The sequence below is a fragment of the Listeria monocytogenes genome (assembly GCF_900187225.1).
Taxonomy (GTDB): Bacteria; Bacillota; Bacilli; order Lactobacillales; family Listeriaceae; genus Listeria; species Listeria monocytogenes.
Genome location: NZ_LT906436.1, coordinates 183,750 through 203,055, shown reverse-complemented (window position 1 = coordinate 203,055; position 19,306 = coordinate 183,750). Strand labels below are relative to the sequence as shown.

The 19,306-nt window shown below is 37.0% G+C and carries 17 protein-coding genes and 2 pseudogenes; 2 read left to right on the top strand and 17 right to left on the bottom strand.

What is annotated here, in order from left to right; genetic code table 11:
* Positions 1–196: 196 nt before the first annotated feature.
* The gene (mpl, locus tag CKV70_RS00970) at positions 197–1,729 is read right to left on the bottom strand and encodes a zinc metalloproteinase Mpl (protein ID WP_003722732.1); all 1,533 of its coding nucleotides are present in this window, start codon (positions 1,727–1,729) and stop codon (positions 197–199) included.
* Between the two features lie 330 nt (positions 1,730–2,059).
* A pseudogene (gene hly / locus CKV70_RS00965) lies at positions 2,060–3,650 on the bottom strand (cholesterol-dependent cytolysin listeriolysin O).
* A 241-nt stretch (positions 3,651–3,891) separates the two neighbouring features.
* Here hly and plcA point away from each other — a divergent pair.
* Complete coding sequence (gene plcA, locus CKV70_RS00960; RefSeq protein ID WP_014600409.1) at positions 3,892–4,845, top strand: phosphatidylinositol-specific phospholipase C; 954 nt, start codon at positions 3,892–3,894, stop codon at positions 4,843–4,845.
* Positions 4,846–5,115: 270 nt separating this feature from the next.
* Positions 5,116–5,253: pseudogene (locus CKV70_RS00955) on the top strand (transcriptional regulator); the annotation flags it as partial.
* Between the two features lie 57 nt (positions 5,254–5,310).
* On the opposite strand, the gene CKV70_RS00950 reads toward CKV70_RS00955, so the two are convergent.
* The 15 genes from CKV70_RS00950 to CKV70_RS00880 all read right to left on the bottom strand — a co-directional run bounded on the left by CKV70_RS00950 (position 5,311) and on the right by CKV70_RS00880 (position 19,283).
* Complete coding sequence (locus CKV70_RS00950; RefSeq protein WP_003722728.1) at positions 5,311–6,267, bottom strand: ribose-phosphate diphosphokinase; 957 nt, start codon at positions 6,265–6,267, stop codon at positions 5,311–5,313.
* Positions 6,268–6,317: 50 nt separating this feature from the next.
* Positions 6,318–7,691 carry a bifunctional UDP-N-acetylglucosamine diphosphorylase/glucosamine-1-phosphate N-acetyltransferase GlmU gene (glmU, locus tag CKV70_RS00945; protein ID WP_003722727.1) on the bottom strand — a complete coding sequence of 458 codons (1,374 nt, stop codon included), beginning with the start codon at positions 7,689–7,691 and terminating at the stop codon, positions 6,318–6,320.
* Between the two features lie 386 nt (positions 7,692–8,077).
* Positions 8,078–8,386, bottom strand: a complete 309-nt coding sequence (gene spoVG, locus CKV70_RS00940) for a septation regulator SpoVG (RefSeq protein WP_003722726.1) — start codon at positions 8,384–8,386, stop codon at positions 8,078–8,080.
* A gap of 119 nt (positions 8,387–8,505) precedes the next feature.
* Positions 8,506–8,814 carry a septation regulator SpoVG gene (gene spoVG, locus CKV70_RS00935; RefSeq protein WP_003722725.1) on the bottom strand — a complete coding sequence of 103 codons (309 nt, stop codon included), beginning with the start codon at positions 8,812–8,814 and terminating at the stop codon, positions 8,506–8,508.
* A gap of 684 nt (positions 8,815–9,498) precedes the next feature.
* On the bottom strand, positions 9,499–10,707 hold the full coding sequence (locus tag CKV70_RS00930) for an ABC transporter permease (protein WP_003722724.1): 1,209 nt from the start codon (positions 10,705–10,707) through the stop codon (positions 9,499–9,501).
* Positions 10,704–11,396 (bottom strand): ABC transporter ATP-binding protein, encoded by a 693-nt coding sequence (locus CKV70_RS00925; protein WP_003722723.1) that lies wholly within the window; start codon positions 11,394–11,396, stop codon positions 10,704–10,706. Before CKV70_RS00925 ends, CKV70_RS00930 begins: the two co-directional genes overlap by 4 nt.
* Positions 11,397–11,444: 48 nt before the next feature.
* On the bottom strand, positions 11,445–12,122 hold the full coding sequence (locus CKV70_RS00920; protein WP_003722722.1) for an efflux RND transporter periplasmic adaptor subunit: 678 nt from the start codon (positions 12,120–12,122) through the stop codon (positions 11,445–11,447).
* 174 nt (positions 12,123–12,296) lie between these two features.
* A complete protein-coding gene (purR, locus tag CKV70_RS00915) occupies positions 12,297–13,115 on the bottom strand; it encodes a pur operon repressor (protein WP_003722721.1) in 819 nt (272 codons plus the stop codon).
* Positions 13,116–13,278: 163 nt separating this feature from the next.
* A complete protein-coding gene (chbG, locus tag CKV70_RS00910; protein ID WP_003722720.1) occupies positions 13,279–14,016 on the bottom strand; it encodes a chitin disaccharide deacetylase in 738 nt (245 codons plus the stop codon).
* Positions 14,017–14,037: 21 nt separating this feature from the next.
* The gene (gene ispE, locus CKV70_RS00905) at positions 14,038–14,919 is read right to left on the bottom strand and encodes a 4-(cytidine 5'-diphospho)-2-C-methyl-D-erythritol kinase (RefSeq protein ID WP_003722719.1); all 882 of its coding nucleotides are present in this window, start codon (positions 14,917–14,919) and stop codon (positions 14,038–14,040) included.
* Positions 14,920–15,057: 138 nt separating this feature from the next.
* Complete coding sequence (gene veg, locus CKV70_RS00900; RefSeq protein ID WP_003718261.1) at positions 15,058–15,315, bottom strand: biofilm formation stimulator Veg; 258 nt, start codon at positions 15,313–15,315, stop codon at positions 15,058–15,060.
* A gap of 119 nt (positions 15,316–15,434) precedes the next feature.
* A complete protein-coding gene (rsmA, locus tag CKV70_RS00895) occupies positions 15,435–16,322 on the bottom strand; it encodes a 16S rRNA (adenine(1518)-N(6)/adenine(1519)-N(6))-dimethyltransferase RsmA (protein ID WP_003722718.1) in 888 nt (295 codons plus the stop codon).
* Complete coding sequence (gene rnmV / locus CKV70_RS00890) at positions 16,315–16,890, bottom strand: ribonuclease M5 (RefSeq protein WP_003733143.1); 576 nt, start codon at positions 16,888–16,890, stop codon at positions 16,315–16,317. The genes rsmA and rnmV overlap by 8 nt, the downstream gene beginning before the upstream one ends.
* A gap of 101 nt (positions 16,891–16,991) precedes the next feature.
* Positions 16,992–18,218, bottom strand: coding sequence for a resuscitation-promoting factor (locus CKV70_RS00885; protein WP_003733142.1), 1,227 nt, complete (start codon positions 18,216–18,218; stop codon positions 16,992–16,994).
* Between the two features lie 291 nt (positions 18,219–18,509).
* Entirely contained in the window at positions 18,510–19,283 is a 774-nt protein-coding gene (locus tag CKV70_RS00880; protein ID WP_014930801.1) for a TatD family hydrolase, read from the bottom strand.
* Positions 19,284–19,306: the final 23 nt, after the last annotated feature.

Here is a 19,306-nt window from a genome sequence, read left to right as displayed (position 1 = left end):
ATACTCCCTCCTCGTGATACGCTAATACAACCTTTTTAGAACAAGGAAAATTCGGCCTTCATTTTCACTAATTTATTCCGTTAAAAATTGGATTAGCAGTTAATTATCTTCTTAATTAGCTAATATAAGAAAAAATATTCATGAATTATTTTAAGAATATCACTTGGAGAATTAATTTTTCTCTAACATTTGTTAATCAGTTAACCCCAACTGCTTCCCAAGCTTCAGCAACTTTTTTAGAAGCATCTTCACCATATAAATCTTTCGCTGCTTGTTGAAGCGCTTTTTTCGCATCGGTAAACTGGGATTTTTTCGTTAAATAGTACTTTAAGGCGCGAAAATAAAGCTGTTCTGTTTTTTCTTTTCCAAGTTTAGTGATAGTATTATAGGCTGCTTTATTCGGGATACCACTATTATAATGAACTCCGCCCCAGTCGCCTTCCTCTGTGATTGGAAGCGATTCGTAATCCTTCATATGAGCCGCTTGATTATATTTGTCAGGATCTTTAATGCTTCTTATTCGCCCATCTCGCGACCCACGCACACAGACATCCTCACCAATCAACCAATGATTTGGCGCAATAAAATAACCAAAAACATCGGCGAACGACTCGTTTAGCGCACCTGATTGCCCTTCGTATTCCAATCCCGCCGAATACTGGATAACTGCATGCGTTAGTTCATGACCAACAATAGTTTTGGCGCATGAAAATGGTTTGAAATTCTTTTTGTCCCCATCTCCATAAAGAATTTCTTGGCCATCCCAAAAGGCATTATTGCAATTCAAGCCATAATGGACAAACGAATCAATTTCTCCACCTTTACCATCTAGACTCTCTAGTTGGTGGACATTTTTATAGTATTCGTACACTTCACTTGCGTAAAAATGAGCATCCACTGCGGAACTAAATTCTGGATCCGTAAACATATTCGTTTTATTTGATACCACTTTCCCAAACGAAGTGTCGGTATTATGTTTTAAATCAAAAGTTCTTATGAGTCCTTTATGAGTTCTATCCACTAAGTAAAATAGGTCATTAATTTTCATGACATGTAGTGGCCTCTGGAGCAATCGGTTGGCTCCTTTACCAAGCGCTTGAAAATCTTTGTGGGTATCAGCCCGTTCTACCTCGGAAAGCATATTTTGCTTTTTTAAAATTGCGCCGGTTTCTGCGTCCACTTGAACAATCCAACTCGCAACTTCCGGCTCAGCAAAAATTAATTTTATATTATAAACTAAGCGTTTTGTTCTGGAATTGAGGATGATTTCTTTTTCTTTCACTGGGTTTCCGACATAACTTTTCACATGAGCTTCACTCTGACCGATGGCTTCAAATGCTTTTTCGATAGCATTTTTTTCTGTAATTTTTATTTGATTAGTAATCCTAAGCTGTCCTTGCTGCAAATCTCCATTTATGAAAGTGATTTTATTATCCGGTGTGACGTGGACCTTGATTTCATCATTATCGGTCAAGTAACCACCAGAACTTAGCGCGAGCGTATAATGCGTAACGCCTAGCTTATCTTTTGTCATATCAAGAATTTTAAAATTTTTATAAAAATCTTTTGCTTCGCAGGAATCTGGCAAAGCTTTTAAATCAGCAGGGGTCTTTTTGGCTTGTGTATTATTTTGAAGTTTTTCTTCCCCGACAGAATCTGCTTTTACCGTCATAGTGAAATGAGCCTGAAAAGCTATTACCATGATGATACAAATAAGTTTACTTTTCATTTCACCGCTCCTTTTTAATTCGTAAAACTAAGTTTAAGCCACCTACAACTAATCTGACAGAGAGAGTTAAGGACACGTTTTTTAGTATATGTGGGAACTAAATTATACGTTTTGCAGTAGAAACTATAGGTGGCTTAAACTTTGGGATATGCTTATATTATATGGATAAACAGTCAGATATTCTTTTACATTTGTTAATTCTTCTAAAAAAATTAAAAAATAAGCCTGTTTCTACATTCTTCATAAAATAATTTACGAAGAGTGCAAAACAAGCTTATTTTTTCGTGTGTGTTAAGCGGTTTTATTCTTAATTTTTTATTACTTTTACAATTATTCGATTGGATTATCTACTTTATTACTATATTTCGGATAAAGCGTGGTGCCCCAGATGGAGATATTTCTATTTTTCACAAGTGGTAAGTTCCGGTCATCAATTACCGTTCTCCACCATTCCCAAGCTAAACCAGTGCATTCTTTAGCGTAAACATTAATATTTCTCGCGTTACCAGGCAAATAGATGGACGATGTGAAATGAGCTAGCTTGCTTTTATTGTTTTCGCTCCAGTTTTTATGTTGAACAATTTCGTTACCTTCAGGATCATAATTTACTTCATCCCAAGAAATGTTGAATTGAGCAACGTATCCTCCAGAGTGATCGATGTTAATTTTTCCATCTGTATAAGCTTTTGAAGTTGTTTCAATATATTCTGAGTTGTTTTTAATAACAGCTAATTCATTGTCTTTTAGGAAGTTTGTTGTATAAGCAATGGGAACTCCTGGTGTTTCTCGATTAAAAGTAGCGCCTTTTTTCAAAATATCGCGTAAGTCTCCGAGGTTGCCGTCGATGATTTGAACTTCATCTTTTGCGGAACCTCCGTAAATTACGGCTTTGAAGGAAGAATTTTTGATGATATTTGTTAGTTCTACATCACCTGAGACAGATTTTCCGCTTACGGCAGCATCAAAAGCAGCTTTTACTTTAGTACTATGGGAATTAGTTGATAATTTCAAATAAACTTGACGGCCATACGCCACACTTGAGATATATGCAGGAGGATTTTCTGCATTCACTCCAAGCGCTTGCAACTGCTCTTTAGTAACAGCTTTGCCGAAAAATCTGGAAGGTCTTGTAGGTTCATTAACATTCACGTTTATAGTAAATTTGTTTAAAACTAATGACTTCTTCTTGCATTTTCCCTTCACTGATTGCGCCGAAGTTTACATTCAAGCTATTATTTACAGCTTTAAATGCTGTACCAAATTTCGCAATTAATTGTGATTCACTGTAAGCCATTTCGTCATCATAATCAATTTTTGCACTTACATTTGGATAAGCTTGAGCATATTTTTCATTCCATCTTTCCACTAATGTATTTACTGCGTTGTTAACGTTTGATTTAGTGGCATTTTTTACAACTATTTTATTGTCTTGATTAGTCATACCTGGCAAATCAATGCTGAGTGTTAATGAATCACGTTTTACAGGGAGAACATCTGGTTGATTTTCTACTAATTCCGAATTCGCTTTTACGAGAGCACCTGGATAGGTTAGGCTCGAAATTGCATTCACAACTTGAATGTCTGCATTATTTTGATTGATGGATTTCTTCTTTTTCTCCACAACAATATATTCATTTCCATCTTTGTAACCTTTTCTTGGCGGCACATTTGTCACTGCATCTCCGTGGTATACTAATACATTGTTTTTATTGTAATCCAATCCTTGTATATACTTATCGATTTCATCCGCGTGTTTCTTTTCGATTGGCGTCTTAGGACTTGCAGGCGGAGATGCTGGTGGTGCCATGGATGAAATTGAATTTTCTTTATTGAATGCAGATGCATCCTTTGCTTCAGTTTGTTGCGCAATTGGTAGACTAACTAATATAAGTGTAATAAAAACTAGCATTATTTTTTTCATGGGTTTCACTCTCCTTCTACATTTTTTAACCTAATAATGCCAAATACCGTTTGCCACCCCTCTCTTTTGATAATTATAATATTGGCGAAATTCGCTTCTAAAGATGAAACGCAATATTATATGCTTGCTTTATAGCTTTATTCTAGTCTTGCTATCCTTTTGACGTCATTAACAAATGTTAATGCCTCCACATAAAAGTAACTTTAAGATAGGAATATACTAATCAAAGGAGGGGGCCATTTTGTATAAGATTTATTTACGACGCACATTAGTTTTAGTACTCTGTTTTATTTTATGCTTTTTTACTTTCCCATTAGGCGGGAAAGCATATTCGCTTAATAACTGGAATAAGCCAATAAAGAACTCTGTAACTACAAAACAATGGATGTCCGCTCTACCTGACACAACAAACCTAGCAGCGCTCTCTATACCAGGTACACACGATACGATGAGCTATAACGGAGACATGACGTGGACATTAACCAAACCACTGGCTCAAACGCAAACGATGTCATTGTATCAACAATTAGAAGCAGGAATACGGTACATCGATATTAGAGCAAAGGACAATCTCAAAATTTACCATGGGCCAATTTATTTAAATGCATCACTTTCAGGTGTATTAGAAACGATTACTCAATTTTTAAAGAAAAATCCAAAAGAAACCATTATTATGCGTTTAAAAGACGAGCAAAACAGCAACGATAGTTTTGATTATCGGATCCAACCACTAATCAACATTTATAAAGATTATTTTTACACTACTCCCAGAACTGACACGAGCAATAAAATCCCTACATTAAAAGATGTCCGCGGAAAAATATTATTACTTTCAGAGAACCACACAAAAAAGCCATTAGTCATTAACTCACGCAAATTCGGCATGCAGTTCGGCGCACCTAACCAAGTAATTCAAGATGACTACAATGGTCCGAGTGTGAAAACAAAATTCAAAGAGATTGTCCAGACTGCTTATCAAGCTTCCAAAGCGGACAATAAACTTTTTCTTAACCATATTAGCGCCACTTCATTAACATTCACACCTCGTCAGTATGCTGCAGCATTAAACAACAAAGTAGAGCAATTCGTACTCAACTTAACATCGGAAAAAGTTCGAGGATTAGGCATACTAATCATGGACTTCCCCGAAAAACAAACAATTAAAAACATCATAAAAAACAATAAATTCAACTAACATATATTATTCCTACAAAAAAGGGTTAGTATATCTCCGAGCAACCTCGGAACCATATACTAACTCTATTTCAATTTTAACATCTAAATAAATCCGTTTTTAAATATGTATGCATTTCTTTTGCGAAATCAAAATTTGTATAATAAAATCCTATATGTAAAAAACATCATTTAGCGTGACTTTCTTTCAACAGCTAACAATTGTTGTTACTGCCTAATGTTTTTAGGGTATTTTAAAAAAGGGCGATAAAAAACGATTGGGGGATGAGACATGAACGCTCAAGCAGAAGAATTCAAAAAATATTTAGAAACTAACGGGATAAAACCAAAACAATTTCATAAAAAAGAACTTATTTTTAACCAATGGGATCCACAAGAATATTGTATTTTTCTATATGATGGTATCACAGGAAAATTAAATTAAATCAAAAACAGTATTCCTCAATGAGGAATACTGTTTTATATTTTATTCGAATAAAGAACTTACAGAAGCATTTTCATGAACGCGTACGATTGCTTCACCAAGAAGAGCTGCAACAGATAGTTGTTCCATTTTGTCAATCCATTTTTCTTCTGGAAGAGCGATGGAGTTTGTAACAACTAATTTTTCGATTGGCGATTCTTCAATACGTTTCATAGCCGGACCTGAAAGAACTGGGTGCGAACAACATGCGTAAACTTTTGTTGCGCCAGCTTCACGCAATGCTTTAGCAGCAAGTGTGATTGTTCCAGCTGTATCAATGATATCATCAATAATAATACAAACTTTTCCTTCTACATTACCAACGATGTTCATTACTTCAGCCACGTTTGGACGCGGACGACGTTTATCAATAATAGCAATCGGCGCTTTCAAACGATCAGCCATTTTACGGGCACGAGTAACTCCACCATGGTCAGGTGAAACCACTACTAGATCATCACCCAAATGACGTTCGCTGAAATAGTCACTTAGAAGGCGAACTGCATTCAAGTGATCAATTGGAATATCAAAGAAACCTTGGATTTGCGGTGCATGCATATCAAGTGTAATCATTCTTGTTGCACCAGCAGTTTCGATTAAGTTTGCTACTAATTTCGCTGTGATTGGTTCACGACTTCTTGCTTTACGGTCTTGACGTGCATAACCATAATAAGGCATAACAATATTAATTGTTGCTGCGGAAGCGCGTTTCAACGCATCAATCATGATCAAAAGTTCCATTAAATTCTGGTTTACAGGATTACTCGTTGATTGAATAACATATACATGACAACCACGGATACTTTCTTCAATGTTAATTTGGATTTCTCCATCACTAAAATGAGTAACACTTGATTTCCCTAACTCAATACCTACTTCTTTCGCAATCTCTTCAGCTAGTTCACGATTAGAATTTAGCGAGAAAATCTTCAACTTTGGATCAAAATACTCGTTTGACATAATCAGCCTCCACTATTTTTTATTAAAATTTTAAACTTTCCAATTGGAAGTTATTTACCATGATTCAAATGTTTCGCATAACCAAGTTTGTTGTCTTGTTTCGCGCGAGCAATACCTAGCGCATCTTCAGGAACATCTTTTGTAATTGTGGAACCAGCGGCTATGAAAGCTCGGTCGCCCACTTTGACAGGTGCAATCAGGTTTGAATTACAACCTACAAAGACATTATCACCAATAATGGTTTTAGCTTTGTTTTTGCCATCATAATTAACAGCAATACTTCCGCAACCAACATTGACGTTTTTACCAATTTCCGCATCTCCCATATAAATGAAATGTGGTAATTTAGTTCCTTCACCAACAACTGCTTTTTTCGTTTCGACGTAATTTCCGATTTTCACATGATCGTGAATGTCAGATTCTGGTCTTAGGTGGGCATATGGACCAATTTGAACGTCATCTCCAACTTTACTTTCGAAAATGGAAGAAGTTCTAACATGCACTCTTTCACCGATAACACTGTTTACGATTTCCGAGCCACTTGTAACCACACAATCATCGCCGATTACAGTTTTCCCACGAAGCATAACTCCAGGTTCAATTACTGTATCTTGACCAATTTTTACATCTATATCAATATACGTGCTTTCAGGATTAACAAGCGTTACGCCATTACGCATATGATTTTCGTTAATTCGACGTTGCATTAATTTGGACGCTTCAGCTAGGGCAATTCGGTCGTTCACTCCAAGTGACTCTTCGAAAGACTCCATTCTGTAAGCCGCAACGACTTCATCCGAATCTTTTAAAATTTTAATAACATCTGGTAAGTAATATTCTCCTTGCACATTATCGTTAGAAACATTCTCTAACGCTTCAAAAAGAGCTTTATTGTCAAAGCAATATGTTCCAGTGTTAATTTCTGAAATACGTTGTTCTTTTTCTGTTGCATCTTTATGTTCTACGATTTTTTCTACAATGCCTAGGTCATCACGAATAATACGACCGTAACCTGTAGGATCTTCAATAACTGTTGTAAGAATAGTTGCTTTTGCACGTTTTTCGTGGTGATATTTAAGTAAAGCTTCCATCGTGCTAGCTTCGATTAAAGGTGTGTCCCCACAAACAACTAGAGTCACACCGTCTTTACCTGCAAGTTCTGCTTTCGCTTGAAGTACCGCATGTGCCGTTCCAAGTTGTTCATCTTGTTTTACAAACTCGCTTTTACCTGCTAAATGCTCTTGTACTTTCTCAGCTCCATGACCTACAATCGTAACCACTTTATCAACATTAAGCGTTGAAATTTGATCTACTACATGTTCGACCATTGGTTTTCCACAAACAGGATGCAATACTTTATAAAGTTTTGATTTCATCCGTGTGCCTTGGCCAGCAGCAAGCACTACAGCATATCGTTTTGACATTATATAGAACCTCCAATATTCACTATTCATCCACTATGAATGATAACGTAAAATTTACATTTTTTCAAGAATGCACCCAAATAAAAAACCTTACCTACTTTTTTTAGGTAAAGATTCAATTTAAAGTTTTATTTGTTTGAAAATTCCGAAAGATATAGTATGATTATTTATTTGCTTACTAAAAGAAGAATTGACACGTATGCTACAAAAAAAATTTCTAAAATGGACCTGTTTTTGCAACATCATTTAAAATTCTCCTCCCTGTTTTATAATCTGCTATTAATTATACCATAGCCAAAATAGAAGACCAAGGCTATTTATGATTTTTTTCATGCTTCTTCCACACAAAAAGGGCTGGCACTAAGCCAGCCCTTGAAAATTTTAAATTATTCAGCAGAAACGGATTCAGATTCTTCTTCTGTTACCGCAGTCGCTTCTTCTTCACCAACGCGCTCATATTCAGCTAAAACTACTTCTTGAATTTTTGCACGAGTGTCGGAATTAATTGGGTGAGCGATATCACGGAATTCACCGTCAACACCACGTTTACTTGGCATAGCTACGAATAAACCGTTATTCCCATCAATAACGCGAATATCATGAACTACAAATTCCTCATCTAAAGTGATTGAAGCAATCGCTCTCATTCTTCCATCAGTTTCTACACGACGTAATCTCACATCTGTTACTTGCATTATTAGTCACTCCTTATCCCATTTGCCTCTTTCAAAAAGAATCTGCTTATCCCAGCTAAAATCTTAGGTATTTATCCCCCAACTGTTCCCAACAACGTTCTCCCTAACCGAGGATTTTTTTAGTTTTCTTCTACAATACTTTCGTCTGCAGAACTTTCTTCGTTTACTGCTGGTTCGTCCGCTACTTCATAAGCAGCTAAAACGGCTTCTTGAATTTTTGCACGGGTGCCTGAGTTAATTGGATGAGCGATATCTCTAAACTCACCATCCGGCGTACGTTTACTAGGCATAGCTACGAACAATCCCTCGTTGCCATCGATGACACGAATGTCGTGAATAACAAACTCACCGTCAATCGTTATTGAAGAAATAGCTTTCATTCTCCCATCTGTCTCAACACGTCGTAATCTCACATCTGTAATCTCCATTATCTTCACCACCTTAATCTAGTTGCGCTGCTAGTAAACAATGCTCACATGCAACTTAAGTACACACTCGAGAAAAATTCCCCCATAGAAAAAATTACTTTTATAAAGCAAGCAATATTCACGTAAAATTCTTCCCTATGAACATAATAATAAAAAAAACTAAATTTGACAACTTTGTGAATTGTAATCTAAAAAAAAGTTTTTTTTTTTGAAAATCGTTGACTTTTACAGATTGTTCCTTCTAGTTTTTGTTTTGTATACAATAATTATCATTATACGTATAAAAACTTCAAAACCATTGCCATCACAGTATCAATCTGTAATCATCATACTATTTTGCAGACAATAACACCAGTAAAACGGTATTTGATTTATCATTTTTCGAAGATAATTGTATACAATATCTATAGGATTTATGAGTTTACAGAGCTCATATATTTACATTTTTATACTTCTCTAAACCATTTAAGCTAATTAACCAACAGAGACTATATTCCCCCAAAACCCCATTCTAATGCACGTTGCGAGAATTAATTTTATTTTTATTCTAAATTTTTTACCAAAACTGGCTATTGAAAGCGTTTAATTGTGACAAAAAGATTAAATATAGATGACAAGACAACTTAGCCGCTAATTTTAGTATAAAAAGAAGCCCGAAACAGCTCATTTCGGGCTTCTTTTTATTTACTCGGATCTTAATGCGTCAATTGGTCTTAATTTCGAAGCTTTATTAGCAGGTGCGATACCAAATATCACTCCAATACATAGTGAGAATACGAAGGAGAATATAATGGTTCCTGCAGTTATTCCTGACGATATACCTGCGACGGAGCCAAATATGAGCGCTCCTGAGACACCGATAATAATACCGATAACCCCACCACAGACACTAATAACAATGGATTCAATTAGGAATTGTAACAGAATGGCCCGTTTTTTAGCTCCGAGCGCTTTTCTTATACCAATCTCTCTCGTTCGCTCACTAACAGAAACTAGCATAATATTCATAATTCCAATACCACCAACAACAAGCGAAATGGCAGCAATCGCACCAAGCGCAGTAGTTAGGGTTGTACTAATCGTGTTGAAAGCATTGAGAATCTCTTGTTGATTGATGACTTGATAAGATGGTCCCATTTGTGCAGATGAAGCATTTTTTTCTTGTTCTTTTTCGTCGCCAAATTTAATTGCAAGACGTGATTCTAGTGTGTTTACTACAAAATCAACATCTTCAGCAGATTTTGTTTCTACATAAATTGTACGAACGTTCGTATCTTTTAAGAGCCTTTGAGCGGAAGAAATCGGAATAAAGATTTGATCATCACTTGATCCCATCATTGAGGCACCTTTTTCTTTCAATACACCAACAACTTTGTATGGCATCCCGTTTAATCTAATGGTTTCGCCAATCGGATCCCCAAAACCAAATAGATCACTTGCTACCGTAGAGCCTATTACAGCTACTTTCTGGCCATATTCAGTATCAATTGGTAGAAGGAAACGCCCTTCTTTCATTTCTAGACTACGTGCGGCCTTGTACTGGTCATTCGTGCCTATCACTTTATTACTTGAACTCTTATAATCAAAAGTTGCATTGACTTGTCCAGATAATTCTGGAGAAACGCTTTTTACTCCATCAATGTTTTGATATTTCATTACTTCATCATACGTATATTTGTCGTTTGGATTAACCGAACTATTAACTACTGTGATTAAATTCGAACCCAAATCGCCCATTTGATCATCAACTTCTTGCGTCACACCATTTCCAAGAGATACTAAAAGAATAACAGATGCGACACCAATAATAATACCTAGCATGGTTAGAAAAGACCTTAATTTACTTGCCTTTAATTGTTTCCATGCCATTTTCATACTTTGGAGAACGTTCATGCTTGGGTCGCCTCCTCATGGAATAATTTACCATCTTGAATACGGATACTTCTTGTACCGTAAGAGGCGATAGTTGGATCATGTGTAATCATAACAATGGTGTTTCCAGCGCGATTCAATTCTTGCAGGATCCCCATTACTTCTTTACCAGTTTTCGAATCAAGCGCACCAGTTGGCTCATCTGCTAGCAAAATTTGCGGTTTGCCAGCAAGTGCTCTAGCGATAGCAACACGTTGCTGCTGTCCACCAGAAAGTTGCGTTGGTAAGTTTCTACGCTTTTCAAGTAAGCCTACTTTTTCCAAACATTCGATTGCGGCTTTTTCTCGTGCAGAAACACTTAGTCCTGCATAAATTAGTGGTAGTTCCACGTTTTCAAAGGCAGATAATTTTGGAAGCAAATTAAACTGCTGAAAAATAAAGCCGATTTTTTTATTTCTGATTTCGGATAGTTTATTATCGCTCAGTTTAAAAACATCTACATCATCAAGGTGATAGCTGCCTTCATCCGGAACGTCCAAACAGCCAATCATATTCATTAAAGTAGATTTACCGGAACCGGACGGGCCAACGATGGATAAAAACTCGCCTTGCTCAACGGTAAAAGTAACATCGTCTAATGCTTTAAAAGTTTCTCCGCCTAGCGTATATGTTTTCGTTAAATTTTTCATGTCAATTAGCGGTTTTGGCATGTTTATCCCTCCTTCATACAATTTGTCTAATTTGTACTTACAAAAAACTTAGCTTGGAGCACCAGGAACCGTAGAAGTTTCTTGTGTAGGAAGGATTACTTTTTCGCCTTTTTTAACACCTTTAGTGATTTCGATATTATCTTCATTATGAAGACCAGTTTCTACAAATTTCTTCACTTTTTTCGTTTTCCCATTGTCTTTTTCTTCTGGGACTAATACGTAATATTTGTCGTCACTGTCTTTTTGAACAGCTTCAATTGGAACGTATAGCGCATCTTTTTTCTCATTTACTAAAATGGAAGCATCAGCAGTCATACCCGCTTTTAAGTCGTCTGTTTTATCAAGAGAAATGATTACGGAGAAGCTAGACACACCATTTTGGACTTGACCTTGTTCTGCGATTTCTTTCACTTTTCCTGTATAAGTTTTGTCAGGTAATGCTGTTACTGTGACTTTTACTTCTTGGTCTTTCTTGATGTTAGGAATATCAAGTTCGTCCATTTGCGCTACTAATTGAAGTTCATCGTAATCTGGAACTTGTGTGTTTACCGGAGAAATCGCGCCTGTTCCTGTAGCATTGATTTTCATATCTCCTTGTTTTACTTTGGCTGTAACTAATTTTTCTTGTGTTACGGAGCCACTATTTTTCGACAGCAAGAAAACCGCACCAACGGCTACTACTGCGATAATAACGATAACAATTAACCATTTAACCCATTTTTTCATGAATGTTCTCCTTCTGCTCCTAATGTCTAGAAGCCTTGAATTTTATGTAGCAACGATAGAATTCATTCTACCACAAAAGTTAACTGAGTGAAGTACATCGGAGGGCTGATTTGTTTTTAGTAGCAATTCGTCTCAAAAAAGAAAAACCCCAGAATATTTTTCCAGGGTTTAGAATCAACTATTAAAGTAATTCCCATCAACAACTTCGATTTGTTTTTCTTTCATGTTCACATTTTTTATTTTTACAAGAGATACGTAATCATCCACTAAGCGCTCTTCCGCATATTCGGATTCAACTAACACACCAATTCCAACTAAATGCGCGTTGAATTCTTCTAGCAGATTTTTCATGCCATTGATTGTTCCTCCAGCTTTCATAAAATCATCCACGATTACTACGTTAGAGCCTTCAGCTAAGCTTCGTTTGGATAATTCCATTTTTTCGATTCGTTTGGATGAGCCTGAAACATAGTTAATGCTTACGGTTGAGCCTTCTGTCACTTTGCTATCACGACGTACGATAACAAATGGGACGCTTAAATGTTCAGCAACCGCTTGCGCAATCGGAATACCCTTAGTCGCAACAGTCATAATCGCATCTATTTTTTGGTTATTGAATTTCGTTGCTAAAATTTTACCAATTGCTTTGAGCGTTACTGGTTCTCCAAGTAGGTCAGATAAGTACAAATAGCCCCCTGGAAGCAAACGGTTTGGTTCCGCAATTCTATTACATAGCGTATGCACAAAATCCAGCACATCGTCATTTCCCGCTATCGAAATGTATTGCACACCACCAGCAGCACCTGGAACAGTCTCGAGCGTACCAATCCCTCTATCTTCAAATGTTTTCTTTATGATGACCAAATCTTCACTAATAGAAGACTTAGCTGAGCCATAACGTTCAGCAAACATCGTAAGCGGCACTAACTTTCGCGGATGCGATAATAGAAACTGCGTCATATCAATTAATCGTTCACTGCGACGAATCTTCATAATCTCTCTCCCTTTGATAAAATTCCGTATATTAAAAAGCTATTTCACGTATTTTGTCCGTATTTTCTCTATTATAAAACGTTTTCTATAAAATTGACAACATTTATTATTTTAACGTAATAAAAAACCTGCCAAATAAACATCCTTTGACAGGTTCATGCTCTTATAAATCACGGAAACTAATAATCTCTACTTCCTGTTGGCCTAAATATGCTTGTAGTTCTCTTGAAGTTAGAATTGAAACTTCTTTGATGCGTGGCTCTACGTAACTAGATATTTCGCGCAATGTTTCATCAATAAATGCTGGATGAGTCATCACTTCGACTACGTCATTCGTCCCAATATGCTTTTGCACTAATTTTTTAATCGTTTCAAAAGATACACCGTCTGCATAAAACTCCGTAGCGAACAAATCAGGAGTTTTTATAGCACCGAAATCCGAAACATCAGAATGACGTCGAATGCTCACACCGTATTTTTCTGCTAGTTTATGTTGCACGGGATAAATTAGCGGCTCAATCGAATGATGTGTATCAAAATGAGAAATAGTAATTCCTGCATCTAGAATTTTCTCGATTTGCGCAGTTAACTCGCGCTCCACCTCATTCATATCTACATCAGCTAAGCCATTTTCAAGCGAGGTATAATTTCTGCGGAAACGCCCATCATCATCCGTTAACGTTTCTAACCCTTGAAGAACAGGAGAGCCAAATGTCAGAGTCAAATGTGCACCAATATCGAGACCTGGGTTTTCTTTCGCTACTTCTACTGCCAAATCAAATGCCGGGCTATTAGCAAGAAGCGTGGTAGATTTCACAACGCCTCGCTTATACGACTCTAAAATACCATAAACTGCTCCCGGGCTAATCCCAAAATCATCTGCATTAAAAATAATTTTCATTTCTTTGACCCCTCTCATTCATTAATAATTTATATTTGTATCGTTCTCGCCTTCACTCCATGGTCTAACCATATAAACTTCCTCACAAAAGCCACGCAAGCCGTTATAGACACGTTTTGCTCTGGAGTACTGTTTGATAAGCGCAAACACTGTCGGACCGCTACCACTCATTAGAGCCGCCTCAGCACCAAACGCTAACATCCGATCTTTTATTCGTTTAACTTGCGGATTTTTTTCTAATGTCACAGACTCTAGCACATTCCCTGTAGCCGCAAAAATCCCGTCTAAATCACCATTTTTGATGGATTCAATCATTTTTTGTGTGTCTGGGTGTTCTACATTGTCTACTTGAAGTTCTTTATAGATAGTGGGTGTTGACACGCTAATGCTCGGCTTAGCAAGTACAATCCAACAACCAGGAATATTAGGTAACGCAGAAATTTTCTCCCCGCGTCCAGTTGCTAGCGCTGTTCCGCCGTATACGCAAAAAGCGATATCAGAACCAATTTCTGAACTAATTTCGGCTAATTCTTCTATTGAAAGACCAAGTTCCCAAATGACATTTAATCCTTTGAGCGCTGCAGCTGCATCTGAACTACCACCAGCAAGTCCCGCAGAAACAGGAATATGCTTATCAATTGTAATGCGCACACCCATCTTTACGTCAAAACGCTTCTTTAAAAGGAGGGCCGCTTGATAAATTAAATTGCGACGATCTTCTGGAATAAAGTGCGCTTTTACATCCAGCACAATTTTGTCTTCGTCTAAGCGTTCTAAGTATAATCTATCAGCAAGGTCGATTGTTGTCATCACCATTTCCACTTCATGATAGCCATCCTCACGTTTGTACAGCGCATCAAGTGAAAGATTAATTTTAGCTGGTGCTGTAATGCTTATTTTCATTTTTCTTGGCCTCCGCGTTCAAAATCTCTTTTTCTATTCTATCATATGAAAGAAAAAATATGTAGCTAGCGGCCCAAAACAACTTCTATGTATAGCAAAAACCGAACCACGCTATATGGTCCGGCTACTTCAGCTTCATTATAAAGCTAATTCTTTATTATCATCTGTAAATACAAGTTCTACTGCGTCTGTTAAGATATCCGTGTAACTATAGGATACTCTTTCAAAGTTGTTTTCATCTTGATCAAGCTCCACAATGAAAACGGATGGATATGTTTCAGCTAGGATACCGCAACGTTCAATCGTTTTCTTACGACCACCGTTTGCTTTCAATGTCAATGCTTTACCTAATCTAGAATCTAAATTCGTCTTAATGCTTGCAATGGTTTTTGGCATTTATTTTCCACCTCACTAATATCCATTATAGCATAGTTCGGCTCCGAAATCAATAACCAAATATTTTAACAGTTGGAAGGGCTAACTGTCAACTAAGAAAGCGCTTTTTTTGAAAAAAATTATTTTTCCTTTAAAAAATCACCTAAAAAGTTGCTTAATTTAGCAAATTCCGGAATATCCAACGTTTCTCCACGACGGATTAAGTCTATACCAATGGCATTTAAACCTTCTACCAACTCGTCTTTGCGCGGTTTTAAAGCTGGAAATTTTGAAGCTAAGTTATTCCAAAGCGTTTTTCTTCTTTGAGCAAACGAAGCTCTTGTTACTTCAAAGAAAAATTCTTCGTCGTTCACTTCAGCTAATGGTTCTTTGCGACGCTTCAGATGAATTACTGCGGAATCAACATTTGGTTGTGGCATAAAGACGGTTTTTGGCACGATAAAGGCTAGTTCTGCTTCCATGTAAAATTGGATAGCGATTGTTAGGCTTCCGTAGCTTTTCGTACTTGGAACTGCACTTATCCGGTCCGCAACTTCTTTTTGAAGCATAAATGTCATCGAATCTGCCGGGATATTATCGTGTAGAAGTTTTAAAATAATTGGTGTGGTTACGTAATACGGAAGATTGGCTACGATTTTTAGTGGTAGTTCTGGCTTCGCGAATTGCTCTGCGATGACTTCTTCTACATCTGCTTTTAGCACGTCTCCGTGGACTACTTTGACATTATTGTAAGCACTCAGCGTATCATCAAGAATTGGCAGTAAACGTTGATCAATTTCAAAAGCAACGACTTCATTCGCTGTTTTGGCTAATTGTTCTGTTAGCGCGCCGATACCCGGTCCGATTTCGATGACGTTTGTTTCTTTTGTTATTTCGGCTGTATCTGTAATCCGCGTCAAAATATTACTGTCGATTAAAAAGTTTTGACCAAGACTTTTTTTAAATAAGAAACCATACTTCTTTAGGATTTCTGTCGTTCTTCCGGGAGTTGCAATATCTTTACTCATTTTCTTCCTCCTGCATAATCTTTTGGCACGCGGCTACTAACTGTTCTTCACTGATTGCAAATGATTCTAGTCTGGTTTGTAGTTGTTTTCCGTTTGTATAACCAATTTTTAGTATATTTCCGATTTTTTCTCGGCGTTCTTTCGCTCCCACTCCTCCAAGAAGACCGAGATGAATAAGAATATCTTTGGAAATAAATTGTTTTTCAGTGGGCGCCCCACTCGTATGGAAGTTTTCTAATGCTTCACGAATATTAGCGCTACTGGCATGTTCCACTCCAAGGCCGCGACCAGCTTTTGGTAAAGCATCTTGGCGATTGATAAAAGCGTGTTTACAGCCTGGTACCGCTGAGTCAATTTGTTTTCGGATTTTTTCACCTGGAAAATCTGGATCTGTAAAAATAATAACGCCGCGAAGTTCTTGCGCATGTCTAATTTTTTCTATTGTTTCTTGTGAAAGGGCAGATCCATTAGTCTCAATGGTATCGGCAATAACTGAACGATTAATTGCCGTTGTATCGTCCCGTCCTTCTACGACTATAAATTCATGTATTACAGGCTTCCCGCTCATAATTACTACATCCTTTTTTATAAAATAAGTAAATACATCATACCACATTTTGGACAAAGAAAAAACGAGGCCCTATGAGTCAGCCTCGTTTTTATACGAATTTAGTTTAATACTTTGACAGTCACCATTCTTCTACCCCATGAATAGCACTGACTTTCATTTGGGAAATACACATCAACGATATTTCCTTTGATAGCGCCGCCAGTATCTCCAGCGATTGCTTCTCCGTATCCTTCAACCCAAACTTTAGAGCCAAGTGGAATAATTCGTGGATCAACCGCAATTACTTTTAGTCCAGGGTTAGCACTTAGGTTGATACCATAAGCTGTAGTACCGCCACCTGAATATGCAGTAGATTCCATTTTGTATGTTTTACCACCTGATGGAGTTGATGATGCTGATGACGATGATGAAGACGTTGCACTTGAAGTGGATACGTTAGAAACTGGTGTTGCAACCACTTTTTCTTTCGTGCCGCGTACAACTACTTTATCAGTTTTATTAGAAGTAACATTTTCTTTAATGACATCGCGTTTTTTCTCTTTGCCATTTTCAAATGTTACTTTATACTCAACAACTTTTTTGCCGTTTTTACCTTCTTGAACGACTTTTTCAACGCCTTTGTTTAGGCTATCGTCTTCTTTGTATACTGTTTCGAATTTAACTTGTTCATTTTTCTTTTCTGCTTTTGAATTGACATATGTAACTTCTACAGTCATTTTTTCCTTTAAGTTACTGTCTTTCGCAGGTGACACACGGTCATCTTGATCAAGTTTAATATTTTTCTCAGCTAGTAAATCACTAACTTTTGTTTTTGTTGTCCATACTGTATCTTTTTTTGCTCCGTTTTGTAAGGAAAGTTGAATGGCACGATTAATGTTCACTTCAAGGCCATTTTTCAATTTAGTATCTAATGCTACGTTTAATACATCTTGCGGACGAGTTGTAATATTTTCATCTTTAAGCAAGTCTGCTACGTTTGCTTTTGTACTCCAAACGTCTTTTTTAGTACCATTATCATTTATTGTAATTTGACGAGCTGGCAAATATTTAATTTCCATGCCGTCTTTGATTTCTGCATTTTTTCCTGGAGCAATTTCATCACGTTCACTTACTTTAATGCCTGCTTCGTCTAATGCTTCTGAAACAGTTTTAGCATGTGTTCTTGATTCAATTTTTTCACCAGCGTTTACTATAGTGATATCGTTTTTAGTTCCTTCGAAAACGAAATAAAAAACCAATGCTACTACAATAACAAATCCTGCAATCATGATTGGTAATTTCCATTTTGATGATTGGGCTACGTTACTGCTGTTTTCCATGGTCATGTATTTCTCCCCTTTCTACTTCGCTAGTGATTATATACAGGGGAGGGAAGAACTGTCAATTTTTTATATGGATTGTTCATATTTTCGCAAACTTATTGGATAAACGTTGATATAAAGCCGTTTTTAAATGTAACATTCTTTTAAAGTGTCAAATGTAACAGAAATGTGTCATTTTTCTACGTCTCTGGTCGTAGGCATAAAATAAGGGTTTTTGTCCCAGTCACGATTTTTATCTCCGCGAAGCTTAAGATTGGGTTACAGACTGGGCCTTATATTACAATCATGTTACAATTAGTCTTTGATTCTAAATAGTCTTTTCGCGTTTTCTGTTGAGTGCGTAGCGATTTCGCTATATTTCATTTCTTTCAGTTCTGCAATTTTTTCGGCAACTAACTTGACGTATCCAGGTTCATTTCTTTTTCCACGATTTGGGGTCGGAGCGAGATAAGGTGCGTCAGTTTCAATTAATAAACGGTCAATTGGTATAGCTTGGGCTGCAATTTTCGGTAATTTTGCGTTTTTAAAAGTGACTGTTCCACCGAACGAAATGTAAAAATTCATCGCTAAGCATGCTTCCATTACTTCGACAGTTTCACCAAAACAATGCATAATTCCGCCTACTTCTTCGGCGTGTTCTTCTTGCAAAATACGAACAACATCTTCCGTTGCTTCGCGGTTGTGAATGACTATCGGTAAATTCACTTCTTTCGCTAAACGGATTTGTTTTCTAAAAACCTCGAATTGCGTTTCTTTTGGCGAAGTATCCCAGTGATAATCTAAGCCCATTTCGCCTAAAGCAACTACTTTTGGGTGTGTCAGTGCTAAATCACGAAGCCGTTCTAAATCTTCGTCTGTAAAGGTAATAGCGTCTGTGGGATGCCAGCCGACGATTAATGAGATAAAATCATATTTCTCCGCTAATTCAAGCGCCCGGTCAATTGTTTCTTTATTAAAGCCCACCACGGCCATACGAGTCACATCGTTTTCCTGCGCGCGTTTTATTACTTCTTCTATATCATCATCAAAAGCCTCGTCATTAAGGTGTACATGCGTATCAAATAGCAAGAGAATTCCTCCTAATAAAATCA